Annotated in this window: 11 protein-coding genes and 1 pseudogene; 9 read left to right on the forward strand and 3 right to left on the reverse strand. The window is 71.1% G+C overall.

Annotated features, from left to right (window positions below):
- Positions 1 to 135: 135 nt before the first annotated feature.
- The 5 genes from P2424_RS14705 to P2424_RS14725 all read left to right on the forward strand — a co-directional run bounded on the left by P2424_RS14705 (position 136) and on the right by P2424_RS14725 (position 5,587).
- Entirely contained in the window at positions 136 to 711 is a 576-nt protein-coding gene (locus P2424_RS14705; RefSeq protein ID WP_276476193.1) for a CGNR zinc finger domain-containing protein, read from the forward strand.
- Positions 712 to 1,672: 961 nt separating this feature from the next.
- The gene (locus P2424_RS14710) at positions 1,673 to 2,620 is read left to right on the forward strand and encodes an NADP-dependent oxidoreductase (RefSeq protein ID WP_276476194.1); all 948 of its coding nucleotides are present in this window, start codon (positions 1,673 to 1,675) and stop codon (positions 2,618 to 2,620) included.
- Positions 2,621 to 2,996: 376 nt separating this feature from the next.
- The gene (locus P2424_RS14715; protein WP_276479184.1) at positions 2,997 to 3,212 is read left to right on the forward strand and encodes a hypothetical protein; all 216 of its coding nucleotides are present in this window, start codon (positions 2,997 to 2,999) and stop codon (positions 3,210 to 3,212) included.
- A 352-nt stretch (positions 3,213 to 3,564) separates the two neighbouring features.
- Positions 3,565 to 4,410, forward strand: a complete 846-nt coding sequence (locus tag P2424_RS14720; protein ID WP_276476195.1) for an RNA polymerase sigma factor SigF — start codon at positions 3,565 to 3,567, stop codon at positions 4,408 to 4,410.
- 199 nt (positions 4,411 to 4,609) lie between these two features.
- Entirely contained in the window at positions 4,610 to 5,587 is a 978-nt protein-coding gene (locus P2424_RS14725; RefSeq protein WP_276476196.1) for an RNA polymerase sigma factor SigF, read from the forward strand.
- A 607-nt stretch (positions 5,588 to 6,194) separates the two neighbouring features.
- Here the strand turns inward: P2424_RS14725 and P2424_RS14730 are convergent.
- Positions 6,195 to 6,416: a hypothetical protein gene (locus tag P2424_RS14730; protein ID WP_276476197.1), complete on the reverse strand. Its 222-nt coding sequence runs from the start codon at positions 6,414 to 6,416 to the stop codon at positions 6,195 to 6,197.
- A gap of 304 nt (positions 6,417 to 6,720) precedes the next feature.
- On the opposite strand from P2424_RS14730, the gene P2424_RS14735 reads away from it, so the two are divergent.
- From P2424_RS14735 to P2424_RS14745, 3 genes are all read left to right on the forward strand, one after another.
- Positions 6,721 to 7,200 (forward strand): MarR family transcriptional regulator, encoded by a 480-nt coding sequence (locus tag P2424_RS14735; RefSeq protein WP_276476198.1) that lies wholly within the window; start codon positions 6,721 to 6,723, stop codon positions 7,198 to 7,200.
- A gap of 185 nt (positions 7,201 to 7,385) precedes the next feature.
- Positions 7,386 to 9,878, forward strand: a complete 2,493-nt coding sequence (locus P2424_RS14740; RefSeq protein WP_276478977.1) for an MFS transporter — start codon at positions 7,386 to 7,388, stop codon at positions 9,876 to 9,878.
- A gap of 288 nt (positions 9,879 to 10,166) precedes the next feature.
- Positions 10,167 to 11,075, forward strand: a complete 909-nt coding sequence (locus tag P2424_RS14745; protein ID WP_276476199.1) for a YceI family protein — start codon at positions 10,167 to 10,169, stop codon at positions 11,073 to 11,075.
- A 58-nt stretch (positions 11,076 to 11,133) separates the two neighbouring features.
- Here P2424_RS14745 and P2424_RS14750 read toward each other — a convergent pair whose 3' ends face one another.
- Both P2424_RS14750 and P2424_RS14755 read right to left on the reverse strand, forming a co-directional pair.
- Complete coding sequence (locus P2424_RS14750; protein ID WP_276476200.1) at positions 11,134 to 11,955, reverse strand: TetR/AcrR family transcriptional regulator; 822 nt, start codon at positions 11,953 to 11,955, stop codon at positions 11,134 to 11,136.
- Positions 11,956 to 12,050: 95 nt separating this feature from the next.
- Positions 12,051 to 12,401, reverse strand: a pseudogene (locus P2424_RS14755) (winged helix-turn-helix domain-containing protein); the annotation flags it as partial.
- A 382-nt stretch (positions 12,402 to 12,783) separates the two neighbouring features.
- Between P2424_RS14755 and P2424_RS14760 the strand changes: the two are divergent.
- The gene (locus tag P2424_RS14760; RefSeq protein WP_276476201.1) at positions 12,784 to 13,614 is read left to right on the forward strand and encodes a DUF1963 domain-containing protein; all 831 of its coding nucleotides are present in this window, start codon (positions 12,784 to 12,786) and stop codon (positions 13,612 to 13,614) included.
- Positions 13,615 to 13,677 lie beyond the last annotated feature (63 nt).

A 13,677-nucleotide genomic window follows, 5' to 3' on the forward strand; every position in this document is an offset into this window, starting at 1 on the left:
AGGCGGTAACCATCTAAAGGTGTTCACCAGTTAATGAGGGTCGGAGTCTGGCACAGCAGGGCACACATCCGCTACCGGTAAAACCGTTAGCCGGTTAGCCCGGGTAGGGTGGGGCCGTCCCAGAAGGAGGTGGCCATGCGTGAGGCCCCGGCTTCGGCCCGACTCATCGAAGCCTTCGCCAACACGGTCGACGTGGAGCTCGGCACCGACGAGCTGGACTCGGCGGGCGGACTCGCCGCCTGGCTCGCCGAGCGGGGGATGCTGGACCGCGAACACGGGATCGACACCGGGGAGCACGACCTCTGCCTACGGCTGCGCGCGGGCATCCGGGAGGAGCTGGGAGCCAACGTCGGGGACGGCGCCGACCCCGCGCTCCGCGCCGGAGCCGATGAAGCGCTGCGCGAGCTCCCCGTCCTGGTCGCCGTCGGACGCGGCACCGGCGCCGGCCCGCTGGCCCCCGCGCCGGACCTTCCGCCGGTCCGCAGAGCCCTGGCCGAGCTGGCGATCGCCTGGTGCGAGCTGACCCTCACAGGGGAGGCCGCACGGCTCAAACGCTGCTCCGAGCACACCTGCGCCTGGGTCTTCTGGGACGCCTCCAAGAACCGCAGCCGCCGCTGGTGCTCGATGCGCGTCTGCGGAAACCGGGCCAAGGCCCGGCGGCACAGCGCGAAGCAGGCCGAAGCCACCGGATCGACCACCCCGGCCACCTGAGCCCGCCCCGGAAGCCGATCAGGAGGAGGCCGGCCCTCTCCGAGCAGGAGTAGCCCTGCCCCAGCGGGAGTGGCCCTCCCCGAGCGCGAGTGGCCCTGCCCGACCAGGAGTGGCCGTACCCGCGCGGGAGCCCTCCCGGAGTCCCTGCCCGGAGGTGCTCCCCGGGCGGGAGAAGGTGCCGACTGCGCACCCAGGCACGGGAGCGCGGCTGCCCCGCGCGCCCCCGGCCCAGCCCGGCCCGGCCCAGCCCGGTCCAGCCCGGCCCGCCGGAGGGAGCAATTCGCGCATTGCCGGGATTGCCATTCGACAATTCACCGGAACAATAGTGGCGTTTTTCTTCGGGATGTGCTTGCGCGTTGCTGTATCGTCATCCCAACCTCCCTTTGAGAGGGGGTGAGGAGAAATGGCCGGTGCGGGCTGGAAGTCTGAACCGGCGAGGACGACATTGCAGCGTTTCGCTGATCTCGCACGAGCGATCGCCGGCCTCTTCCAGGCGGTGTACTACGCCGTCCGGACAGAGCAACTGTGGTAGTTCCCCTACGAGATGATGGGCCCACCCCCGGCCCGGGATGAGCCCATCGGAGGTCCTCGTCCGCGGCCCCGCTCTTCGTTCCGACAAAGGTGCGGGGTCCGCATCCTGCGGACCGTCAGCAATGACGCTGCTGGCTGCAGACTAGCATTGTTCCCGCCGTTTTTCCGGTACGGATTCGGTTCCGCCTCGCCCGGAATACCGCTGTCCGAGGAGAACCCGTCCATTCCCGGCCCCTCTGCGTCACCCACCATCACGTGCAGCCCCGAACGACTGCCGCTCGCCGCCGAAAAGCACTCTCCGCTGCCGCCTCGCCACTTCGTCCCCACCCTCATTCCCCGCCGGAACAGCCGGTGCTCTGCGGGGGGCTGTGTGCTGTCGTACGTTGAGAGAGGTCCGCTGGTCCCAGGGGGGAGCAGGGAGGCGCGGTGGATGCGTGCTGTCGGTGTACGGGAGCGGAACGGGCGGCCCGAGATCCTGCAGGCGAGGCAGCCCGAGCCCGGCGAGGGCGAGGTGCTGGTCCAGGTCGTGGCGGCGGGCCTGAACCCGCTGGACTGGAAGATCGCCGAGGGCATGCTGGAGAGCCTGGTCCCTTACGACTTCCCGCTCGTCATGGGCGCTGACTTCGCCGGGACCGTGGAGAGCTGCGGCCCTGAGGCGTACCGGTTCACCCCCGGTGAGCAGGTCTTCGGCCACGTGGTGAGCGAACCGGTGGGGGGCGGGACGTACGCGGAGTACGTGGTGGTCAACGAAGCGGGCAGCATCGCGCGCGCCCCCACCAGCATCCCGCTGACCGTCGCGGCGGGCGCGCCCACAGCGGGTATGACGGCACTCGGGATCATGGACTCCGCGGCGCTGCGCTCGTACGAGAGCGTGCTGATCATCGGAGCCGCGGGCGGCGTCGGAACCTTTCTCACCCAGCTCGCGTCGGCTCGTGACCTGCGCGTGGTGGCCGCCACACACGGCCACGACCAGGCCCGGATGGGCGCCTTCGGCGCGGTCTCGGCCATCGACGTCCGTACGACGGACCTGGCCGCGGCCGTCCGGGAGGAGTACCCCGAGGGCGTGGACGCGCTGGTCGACCTGGGATCGACATCGGCCGGGGAGTTCGCTCGGAACACGGCGCTGGTCCGGGACGGCGGTGTGGCCGTCTCCACTCTGGACGCGGCATCGCTGGACGCCCTGCACGGGCGCCGCATCGAAGGCATCAACTACCACCTCGCGGCCTCCGCCGAGCTGCTGGAACGGCTCGGCGAGGAGATCGACAGCGGGCCGCTGACCGTGCCGATCGAGGTCGAGGTACCACTCGACGAGGCGCCGGGGGCGGTGGCACGCAACCGGGCGGGCGGGGCCCGGGGAAAGACCGTTCTCCTCACCTGAGCCACTGCCCGGCCCCGCGCTGTCCTCGGTTCGCGGTTGCCGCCCCGCCCTACGGCTGCCCGCCCGGTTCCGGACCTTCGCCCTCCCGTGCCGCGCGGCTCCGCGCGGCACGGCTCCACCACGCCCTGCATCGCTGTACGCGCCCCTACAGCCCCTCACAGCCCCGATCCGGCACTCGCGTGCTTCCCGAGACCCCCTCACACGGCCTCGCACGCCCTCGCGCCGCCGGCCGAGGAAAGGAGGGGAGCGAAGAGGAGAGAAGGAGCGCGGGTACGGACGGGAAACGGGAGGCGGGAGGGGGCGGAATCTCCCGCATCTGCTGACGGCTCGCTGTTCCCGCTACACTCGCACCGCCACATCGGTGGACAGGGTGTCGATGATCGAACACCCGGGGGTCGGAACGCCCGCCCGGGGGAGGGACAGCGCGATGGCGCAGACGAAGAAGATCGCGGGCTATGTGCTTGTCGTCTTCGTGCTGTACACGATCATCACGTCCCCCGAACGCTCGGCCGACTTGGTCCAGATAGGTTTCGAAGGCATCTCCAGTGCCGCACAGGGCGTCGGCCGGTTCATGACGTCGCTGGTCAACTGAGCCCACGCTCCGTCCGTCGGCTCCCGCGCCCGGGAAGGACGCCGGGGCCCCGTCATGCCCCGCCGCGCCCTGCCGTTTTCCCTCGACTCATCCGTACCGCCGCCACGGCCTGAGTTCTCCTCGACGGTGCGACCGGCGCGCGCCCCGGCGCAACTGGCAGGCAACACGGAGTCATTTGGTGCTTGCACACGGTGCACATGTCTTGTGATGCTATGACCGCTTTTTGGCTGATGAAACGCGCCCACACCGACACCGCGGGTGACACGGCGGGGGCACACCGAGCAAGGGCAGCATGCGACGCGGTCCACGTGATCGACCAGGACAGATCTGCACCGTAAGGGGTGGTGGCTGAGTGGACGGGACCCGTACCCCCACCCAGACGCCCTCCGGCGACGCCGAGGCGCCCCCCTCCCCCGCCGAGGCGCAACGGGAAAGAGCCGCGCGGACCCGGGCGCTGACGCAGTCCCTCTTCGAGCAGCTCGCCCGGCACGAGCACGGCTCGGCGGAGCGCGAGCGGATCCGCGCCGCCCTCATCGAGGCCAATCTGCCCCTGGTGCGGTATGTCGCGGCGCGGTTCCGCAGCAGGAACGAGCCGATGGAGGACGTGGTCCAGGTCGGCACCATCGGTCTGATCAACGCGATCGACCGGTTCGACTCGGGCCGCGGGGTGCAGTTCCCGACCTTCGCGATGCCGACGATCGTCGGGGAGATCCGCCGCTACTTCCGGGACAACGTACGCACCGTGCACGTGCCGCGCCGGCTGCACGAGATGTGGGTCCAGGTCAGCGGCGCAACCGAGGATCTGACGACGCTGCACGGCCGGTCCCCGACCACGGCCGAGATCGCCGAGCGGTTGAAGATCGGCGAGGAGGAGGTGCTGGCCTGCATCGAGGCCGGCCGGGCCTACCGGGCCACCTCGCTGGAGGCCGCACAGGAGCGCGAGGACGGGATGCCGGGTCTGCTGGACCGGCTCGGCTACGAGGACCCCGAGTTGGACGGGGTCGAACACCGGGACCTCGTCCGCCATCTGCTCGTACAACTGCCCGAACGGGAGCAGCGGATCCTGTTGCTGCGGTACTACCGGAATCTGACGCAGTCCCAGATCAGCGCCGAGCTCGGGGTCTCCCAGATGCACGTGTCGCGGCTGCTCTCGCGCAGCTTCGCGCGGCTGCGCGCCGCAAATCGCATCGACGCGTAACCGGATCGAGCGACGTCAACTTCTGTCCCAGCGCTCTCAACTGTGCAGTTTTATCGACATGAGGCTACGTCGCGTTGCCTACTTGTGACATTCTGCAAGAGCTGCGTTTGCCGCAGTGGCGTGCCCGGTATGGAGGGGGAGGTGCTTCCCTCAGAGCCGAGGGCGCCGCAGCGACCGTCCGCGACCTCAAGGGGGTGGCATGTCCGTAGAACTGGGCAGCTCCAAGGTGCTCGCCGAGAACACGTCCCCGACCCCGGGGGCACCTCCCGGGCCCGCCGAGCCCGGCAGCCTGCCACCGATGCTCGACGAAGTGGCGCCGGACGACCTCGCGGCGGAGGCGCCGACGGAGCTCGCCGGGGCCGCGACGGCATTGCCCGGCAGCGACACGCTCGACACCCGCACCCTGTCCCGCTCCCTCTTCCTGCGCCTCGCCACGCTGGACAAGGCGGCGGCCGACTCCCCGGGGACGGCCAACACCGCGGAGCGGATGTATGTACGTGACACCCTCATCGAGCTGAACCTGCCGCTCGTCCGCTACGCCGCGGCCCGCTTCCGCAGCAGGAACGAGCCGATGGAGGACATCGTCCAGGTCGGCACCATCGGACTGATCAAGGCGATCGACCGCTTCGACTGCGAACGCGGCGTGGAGTTCCCCACGTTCGCGATGCCGACCGTCGTCGGGGAGATCAAGCGCTTCTTCCGCGACACCTCGTGGTCGGTGCGGGTGCCCAGGCGCCTCCAGGAGCTGCGGCTGGCACTGACGAAGGCGAGCGACGAGCTGTCCCAGACCCTGGACCGCTCCCCGACCGTGACCGAACTCGCGAGCTGCCTCGGCGTCTCCGAGGAGGACGTGGTCGACGGGCTGGCCGTCGGCAACGCCTACACCGCCTCCTCGCTGGACTCCCCGGCGCTGGAGGAGGACGGCGGCGAGGGCTCGCTCGCGGACCGGCTGGGCTATGAGGACAGCGCGCTGGAGGGCGTCGAGTACCGCGAGTCCCTCAAGCCGCTGCTGGCCAAACTCCCGCCGCGGGAGCGCCAGATCATCATGCTGCGCTTCTTCGCGAACATGACGCAGTCGCAGATCGGCGAGGAGGTCGGCATCTCCCAGATGCATGTCTCCCGGCTGCTGACCCGCACGCTCGCACAGTTGCGCGAAGGGCTGATCGCGGAGGACTGACCGGAACGGGGGCGGAGTGCCACGGGGGACACCGGCAGGGATATCGACCGGGACACCTGCGGAGACATCGACGGGAACACCGACGGAAGCATCGACCGTGACCTCGGCAGCAGGGCCGCGACGCACTTCTCGCGGCACACCTGCGGGGATGCCGGGGACGCGAGTCGCCGGGACACGGAAAGGGGTGCCGCCAGGGGCCGGGACAACGAGGAGCACCGCGGAAGGGACACCTGGAGCCGCCGACAGAAGCCGCACTTCTGACAGGGCGTCAGCATCACTGGCGCCATGCGGACCCAGGAGAGCACGCCACGAAGCCGTCGAGGCAGCCGGATAGCCGCCTCGGCGGCTCTCGTCCGTCTCGGGCCGCCGCCGACCGCCGGCTGCGGCGCGGACGGGGACGACGGCTGGTGGCGGCCCGCGCGTCGAGCCCGGACCGTCGGGCTGCCGGCCACCGTCGCCCCCCGCGAACGCGTCAGCCCGTCAGAACCCCTCACCCGAGCGGCATGTCACAGGGCGTCAGCCACTGTCCTGCCGGCAGCGTGTGGCCCCGTCAGGGCATCGCCCCGTCAGGGCCGTCAGCCCGTCAGTCAGTCAACTCGTCAGCCCGTCAGGAGAAGGCCAGCCAGGCGACACCGGCGAGTACGGCGAGCGCGACGACGACTCCGACGATCAGGCCGATCCGGGGACCCGCCGGGGCCGGTGCGGCCGCCTGCCTGCTACCGGGCCGGGGACTGCCCTCGTCGACGAAGGCGCGGAACATCTGCGTGCTGCCTGCCGGGTCGGGTCCCTGTCCGTCCGGACCCTGCGGCGCCTGCGGGTTGTGAGCCATGTCCCAGGACCCTAGCGAACCCTCCCCCGGATGGCACAGCCGCACGGGGGTGGACGCTGTGCACTCGCTCACACCTGAGTCGCCGACGGTGATCCCGCCCTCTCCTGTGCCCCTCTGTCCGCTCCCGATTGCGCAGCGTGCAGGACATCCGGCACCTGCGGCACCCCGGCCGACACCCCGCGCACGCACACCGGCAGCACACACACTCTTTGCCAAGCGTTTGCCTGGGTTGTCCGAAATCAATTTGCCTACAGCAACCAACCATCCGTATGGTTGCCTTAAGCAACAAGTACCTGAGGTGCAGATGGCCGAACGCAGTCAGTACGAGGAGCTGGCCCGGCAGATCAGCGCCATCGGCGCCGTCAAGCGAGAGATGGCGCGCGGCCTCCCCCCGGAGTGCCCACCCGCCTCGGCGGTCGTCCTGACCCTCCTGGACAAGCACGGGGAGATGCGCACCAGCAGACTGGCCGAGCTGATGGCTATCGACATGTCGGTCACCAGCAGACACGTCACCCACGTCGCCGACCGCGGCTGGATCGAGCGCCGCCCCGATCCGCAGGACGGCAGGTCCCGCCTGCTGCGGATCAGCGAGAGCGGTGAGCGCTTCCTCGCGGACCTCACCGCGCATCTCGTCGAGGCGTTCGCCGCCCACCTGCAGGACTGGAGCGACGAGGACGTCGCCCGGCTCAACACACTGCTCAGCCGGCTCCGTACCAGCTTCGGGGACTGCCGCGCCCGCGGCGGGACGCCCCACGAGACAACACCGACCGCACCACTGAGTTAGAAGGACGCCGAATGGCAACAACCCGATCCCAGCCGCCGGCCGGGGGGTCCCGCGACGCCGCGCCGGGAGCCGGCGGTGGGGCCCGGCACGCGGCGCATGCCGCGTCGTCCGGCCGCATCCAGACCGCCGGGGCCGAGTCGGCGGCGGCAGGAACCACCGCGACCACGGCAGAGCGCACGGCGCCGATGACGCACCGGCAGATCATGGAGGCGCTCTCCGGGCTGCTGCTCGGCATGTTCGTCGCCATCCTGTCGTCGACGATCGTCTCCACGGCGCTGCCGAGGATCATCTCCGATCTGAACGGCAGCCAGAGCTCCTACACCTGGGTCGTGACCGCGTCACTCCTGGCGATGACCGCGTCGACCCCGCTCTGGGGCAAGCTGGCCGACCTCACCAGCAAGAAGCTGTTGGTGCAGATAGCCCTGATCGTCTTCGTTCTGGCCTCGGCCGGAGCCGGCCTGTCGCAGAACCCGGGAACGCTGATCTCCTTCCGGGTCGCGCAGGGCATCGGCATGGGCGGGCTCTCGGCCCTCGCCCAGATCATCATGGCCGCGATGATCTCCCCCCGGGAGCGCGGCCGCTACAGCGGCTATCTCGGCGCCACCTTCGCGATCGCCACCGTCGGCGGCCCGCTGCTCGGCGGCGTGATCACCGACACGAGCTGGCTCGGCTGGCGCTGGTGCTTCTACGTCGGCGTCCCGTTCGCCGTCATCGCGCTGATCGTCCTGCAGAAGACCCTGCACCTGCCCGTCGTCAAGCGGCCGGGCGTCAAGGTGGACTGGGCGGGCGCGTTCTTCATCGCCGCCGCCGCCTGCACCCTGCTGCTGTGGGTCACCTTCGCCGGGGACAAGTACGACTGGCTGTCCTGGCAGACCTACACGATGGTCGGCGGATCGATCGTACTGGGCCTGATCTTCGTGCTCGTCGAGTCGAAGGCCAAGGAGCCCATCATCCCGCTGCGGCTGTTCCGCAACAGCACCATCACGCTGGCCGCGGTCGCCTCGCTCTTCGTCGGCATCGCCATGTTCGGCGCGACGGTCTTCCTCAGCCAGTACTTCCAGCTCGCCCGGGGGAAGTCCCCCACGATGGCCGGCGTCATGACGATCCCGATGATCGGCGGGCTGTTCGTCTCCACCACCGTCTCCGGGCAGATCATCACCCGGACGGGCAAGTGGAAGAAGTTCCTGATCTCCGGCGGCGTGCTGATGGCGGCGGGCATGGGTCTGCTGGGCACGCTGCGGTACGACACCGAGTACTGGCACATGGCGATCTTCATGGCGCTGCTCGGCCTCGGCGTCGGCATGATGATGCAGAACCTGGTGCTCGCCACCCAGAACCAGGTGGCGGCGAACGACCTCGGAGCCGCCAGCTCCACGGTCAACTTCTTCCGTTCCCTGGGCGGCGCGGTCGGCGTCTCGGCACTCGGCGCCGTGCTCTCCAACCGGATCACCCACTACATGGAGGACGGCTTCGCCAAGCTCGGCATCAAGCCGGGCGGCGGCGCCACCGGCGGTGGCGGCAGCGCCCTGCCGGACCTGGACGAACTGCCCCCGCCGGTCCGTACCGTCGTGGAGAGCTCCTACGGGCACGGCATCGGTGACATCTACCTGTACGCCGCGCCGGTCGCGCTGCTGGCGCTGGTGTGCGTGCTGTTCATCCGGGAGGTCCCGCTGCGGACCACGTCCGCGCACCAGGCGAGCGCGGACGAGGACACCCCCGCGGCGGCGGAACACCCCGCCGACGCGGTAGTGGATCGCGCCGGGGCACTCGAGGGAGCCGCGCCGCAGGACGCCGCGGCGGCCGCCCCCACCTGGGCGCCCTCGGGCGCCGCATCGCCGGGGGGCGACACTCAGCAGCTCAGGGAGTACGCGGCCATGGCCATAGCACAGTCCCCGGCACCGATGCCGACCAACGACTACGGCGTCTACGGCACCGTCCGCAACGCGGAGGGAATCGGCGTCGCCCGAGCGGCCGTCACCCTGATCTCGCTCAGCGGGCGCCAACTCGGCCGCTCCGTCGCCCACGCGGACGGCTCCTACGGGCTGGACGCACCCGGAGCCGGCTCCTACGTGCTGATCGCGGCCGCCGACGGCCACCAGCCGCAGGCCTCCACGGTCGTGGTCGGCGAGGAACCGCTCAGCCACGACCTGCTGCTCTCGGGCACCAGCGGCCTCGCGGGCCAGGTCCGCGGCCGGGCCGACGGCGCCCCCGTACAGGGCGCGATGGTCGTCGTCACGGACGTCCGCGGCGAGGTGCTCGCCACGGGGGTCACCGGCGAGACGGGCGAGTACCGGTTCGACGAACTGGTCACCGGCAGCTTCACGGTCGCCGTGAACGCACCCGGCCACCGGCCCACCGCGCTCCCGGTCGAGGTGCAGGGCCAGGGCACCACCCGGCTCGACGTCGACCTGGCCGCGGGTGCCCGGGTGACCGGCACCGTGCGCGCCGGGAGCGCGGGCAGGCCGCTGCCCGACGCGCGGGTCACGCTCGTCGACGCGGCGGGCAACGTCATCGCCACGTCCACCACCGGTGAGGACGGCGCCTACGCCTTCTCCGACCTGGACGCGGGCGACTACTCGGTCATTGCCGGCGGCTATCCGCCCCAGGCGAACGCCCTGCACGTGACCGGGCCCGGAGTGGACGCATACGACATCGAGTTGCACCACCCGGACGAATGACCCCCCGGTCCTGGCGGCGCGTGACACGAGCGGAGCACGCGCCGCCGGGTCCGGTTCGGGGAAGGGCCCCGGCGGCCCGGATCAGCGCACTGCGCGAGCGCGGGCAAGGGACGGCCCGCCGCCGGGACGCCGGGGCCCGTCATCCAGGAGGCCGTCGAGACTGTGCGGCCACCAGTCCATGAGGCCATGGTCCCTCGACGCCCGAGGGGCCATGGTGAACGACACCGGGGAACCGGCGTGTACGTCGCCGGGGCCCGCCGTCGCAGGTGAGAGAGAGCTGGGAGAAAGATGACAGGCGGGGCAGACGGAGCGGACCCCGGTGCGGCCGACGGCGTCACCGGCAACGGGGCCGACGGCCGAACCGGGGCCGGGGCCGCGAATGGCGGCCTACGAGCCCGGGTGCGCACCCGGGACGGATGGGCGGTGCAGCACGCGGTGCTGACCGTCACCGACATGACGGGTGCCCAGGTGCTGCGCGTCGAGGCCGACGAACAGGGCGTCGTGCACAGCGGGCAGCCGCTGCCGCAGGGCGCGTACACGGTCATCGCCACCGCCGTGGGCTACGCGCCGGCCGCCTCCACGGCGATGGTCACCGCCTCCGGGCGCGCGGACCTGGGGGCCCTGGTACTGGCCCGGCAGGGCGGTGCCGAGCTGCCCCCACCGGGCCCGTGGACCCTCGACCCGATGCACTCCACGGTGGCGGCGAGCGCGCAGCACCTGGGGATGACCAGCGTGCACGGCCGCTTCACCGAGTTCGGCGGCCGTATCGAGATCGCGCAGGACCCGGGGAAGTCGTCCGTGGAAGCCGTCATCAAAGCGGAGTCCATCAACACCGGCAACGCCATGCGCGACCAGCACCTGCGCTCGGGCGACTTCCTCGACATCGAGAACCACCCGGACATCACCTACCGGAGCACCGGCATCGACGCGGCCGGACCGGACCGGTGGACCGTGCACGGCCGTCTCGAGATGCACGGCGTCGTGCGCGAGGTGGACCTGGACCTCAGCTACCTGGGCAGCGGCCCCGACCCCTGGGGCGGTCGGCGCGCCGCCTTCCGCGCCACGGCCGAACTGCGGCGCTCGGACTTCGCGATGAACTACAACCAGGTCGTCGCCGCCGGAATCGCCGCCGTCGGAACCACGCTGAAGGTGGACCTGGACATCCAGGCGGTACAAGGGGAATCGCTGCCGTTCTGAGGCCGGTTGCCCGGTCCGGGGAGGCACCGAGGGTGGTCCTCCGGCTCTCGGCGCCCGCTCAGCGGTCCTCGGGAGCCGGAGGCTGGGGCGGAATCACGGGCGCGGCCCGGTCCTGCGGGGCCGGGCCGCGCCCGTGCCGTGCCATGGCCTCGATACCCGCGATCACGCAGTCCAGCGCGACACCGAAATCCCGCTGCTCCACCGGGCGTACGGCCTCTCCGCGTACGCCCGTGCCGCACTCCGCGTACTCGGGGCGCGCACCGACCGTGGAGCGCAGCGCATCGACGCAGTCCTGCGAGCTGACGCCCGCCTCGCTGCACCGGCGCTGCCAACTGGCATCCACGGCGGCGTGCCCGTAGACGAACGAGAACAGCGCCGCCAACGCCCCGTCCGCCTGCTGCTCGGGCAGCCCGGAGCGCAGCAGCACGCGCCGCACCCCCAGTTGGAAGGACATCGCGCTGGGACCGACGTTCAGGAAGCTGCCCAGCGTCCCGGACGCCCACGGGTGACAGTGCAGCAGACCGCGCAGCGCGAAGGCCGACTGCCGCAACTGCTCGCGCCAGTCCGCCCCCGCAGCGTCCGCGTCCGGCACCTCCAACTCTCCCTCGACGGCATCCAGCGCGAGTTCGAGCAGGTCGTCCTTGCGGTCCACGTACCAGTACACGGACATCGCGGTGACACCGAGATGGGCCGCCAGACGACGCATGGAGAACTTCGCCAGCCCCTCGGTGTCCAGCAGCCGTACGGCAGCCGCCGTGATCTTCTCCCGGTCCAGCCCCTCGGTCTGGCCGCTCCCGGTGGCTCTGCGGCGGCTCGCCGTCCGTTCCTCCAGCCACACGCTGGTCCTGCGCATCCGGCTCGTGCGGCTGCCGTCGCTCATGGCACGCGCTCCTTGGGGGCCGGCTCCGCGGGCCGGTCGGAAGACGGAACGGGGCGGCAACGGCCGAGATCAGCACGGACCGTCACCCCTCGATGTTAATCCGTATCCGACCCTTCATCCGCCTTCAGCGGCCGGAACGCCGGTATGACGGACTCGCCGGGTTTGAAGACATAGCCCGCACCGCGCCGCGTGTGGATCAGCCGCTCCCCGCCCGTGTCGATCTTCCGTCGCACATACGAGATGTAGATCTCGACCAGGTTGACCCGGCGGCTCACGTCGTAGTTCCACACCCGGTCGAGTATCTGCGCCTTGCTGAGCACTCTGCCGGGATTGCGCATCAAGAAGCGCAGCAACTCGAACTCCGTCGCGGTCAGCCGGATCCACCCCCCGCCCCGCCGCACCCTGCGGTTCTCCTCGTCCAGCGCCAGATCTCCGACCACGAGCATCCGCGGGGCCGTGTGCTCCCGCCGGGTTCCCTGCTCCGGCTGGGCACCGTGCGCCCGCGCGGCAGTCCGCTCCCGCGGGATCGCGTGCTGCCGCCGGACACCGGGTTTCCGCGGGCCACGTCCGGCCCTCGGTGGTGCCCCCTCGGAGCACCCGGCTCCCTCCGCCCGCGCCTGCTTCCTCGTCCCGTCCCGCTGCGGTGCCGGCACCGCACTCGCTCCACTCCGCGTCATGGGTTCACCCTCGGGCGCGGGAGTGAGAGGGAGCTTGCCGCCACATGGGAATTGCCTGAGAAACACTCGGGCCCGGCCCGGCCCGGCCCGGCCCAGCCGCCCGGCCGGGGCGGGAGGAGTGAGTGTCATACCCCGGCCCTACATTCCTCCTATGAGGCCCGAGATCCTGGAGAAGCTGGACCGGTTCCGTCGGGAGGCGCTCGCGCGCGAGGTGCCGCCCGCCGACGTGGAGCGGTGGCTGACGACCGCGCGTCCGTGCGCGACGCTGTCACCGCACGTGGACGGACCGGTCGTGGGCCGCTTCGGCGGTCCGCTGACGCTTCCCGTGGGCGCCCCCCGCCCGGAGGGCCTGGACGAGCTGCACCTCATCGCGTCCTTGGACCTTGCCGCGCTCCCCGCGGACGCGACGCGCCTCCCCCTGCCGCGCGAGGGCCGGCTCCTGCTGTGCGCTCATCCCGACGCGCTGGACGCCCACGGCACGGCGATACACCTCCCCGCGGACACCCCCGTGGAGGAACACCCCGTGGAGCGCGGCTCCAGCCCGACCGACCTGTTCGCCGAACTGGACGCGCAGTTGCTCCGCATGGGAGAGCTGCGGCTGCGCCACGACGTCTCCCTGCCGGACCACGACTCGCTCGTCGATCCCGCCGCACATCCACACGCCGGAGAACTGCGCGAGGCATGGCGCGAGGTGCGGGACACGGATCTGAACCTCACCAAGTGGTCGCAGATACAGCTCGACGGGTACGCCATGGACGAGTACGGCGAACTGGACCCGGTCCAGGCCGCGGCCCGCGCGGCGGCAGCGGACCACCCAGCGCATGTCGACGTCGCACGGCCGGAGGACTGGGTGCTCCTGGCCCAGTGGCACCCCGACATCGACGACTGGGAGAGCGCGGTGGTCCACTGGTCCCTCGCGAGACAGGACGTGGCAGCCCGTCGCTTCGACCGGACGGACGTCTCCATGTTCTTCGCCCCCTGACCGCCCCCTGACCGGCCGCCCGCCGCGCTTGCCGCATTCGTCTGCCATACGACTCCAGAGAGT

The organism is Streptomyces sp. WMMB303, assembly GCF_029351045.1.
Classification (GTDB): domain Bacteria; phylum Actinomycetota; class Actinomycetes; order Streptomycetales; family Streptomycetaceae; genus Streptomyces.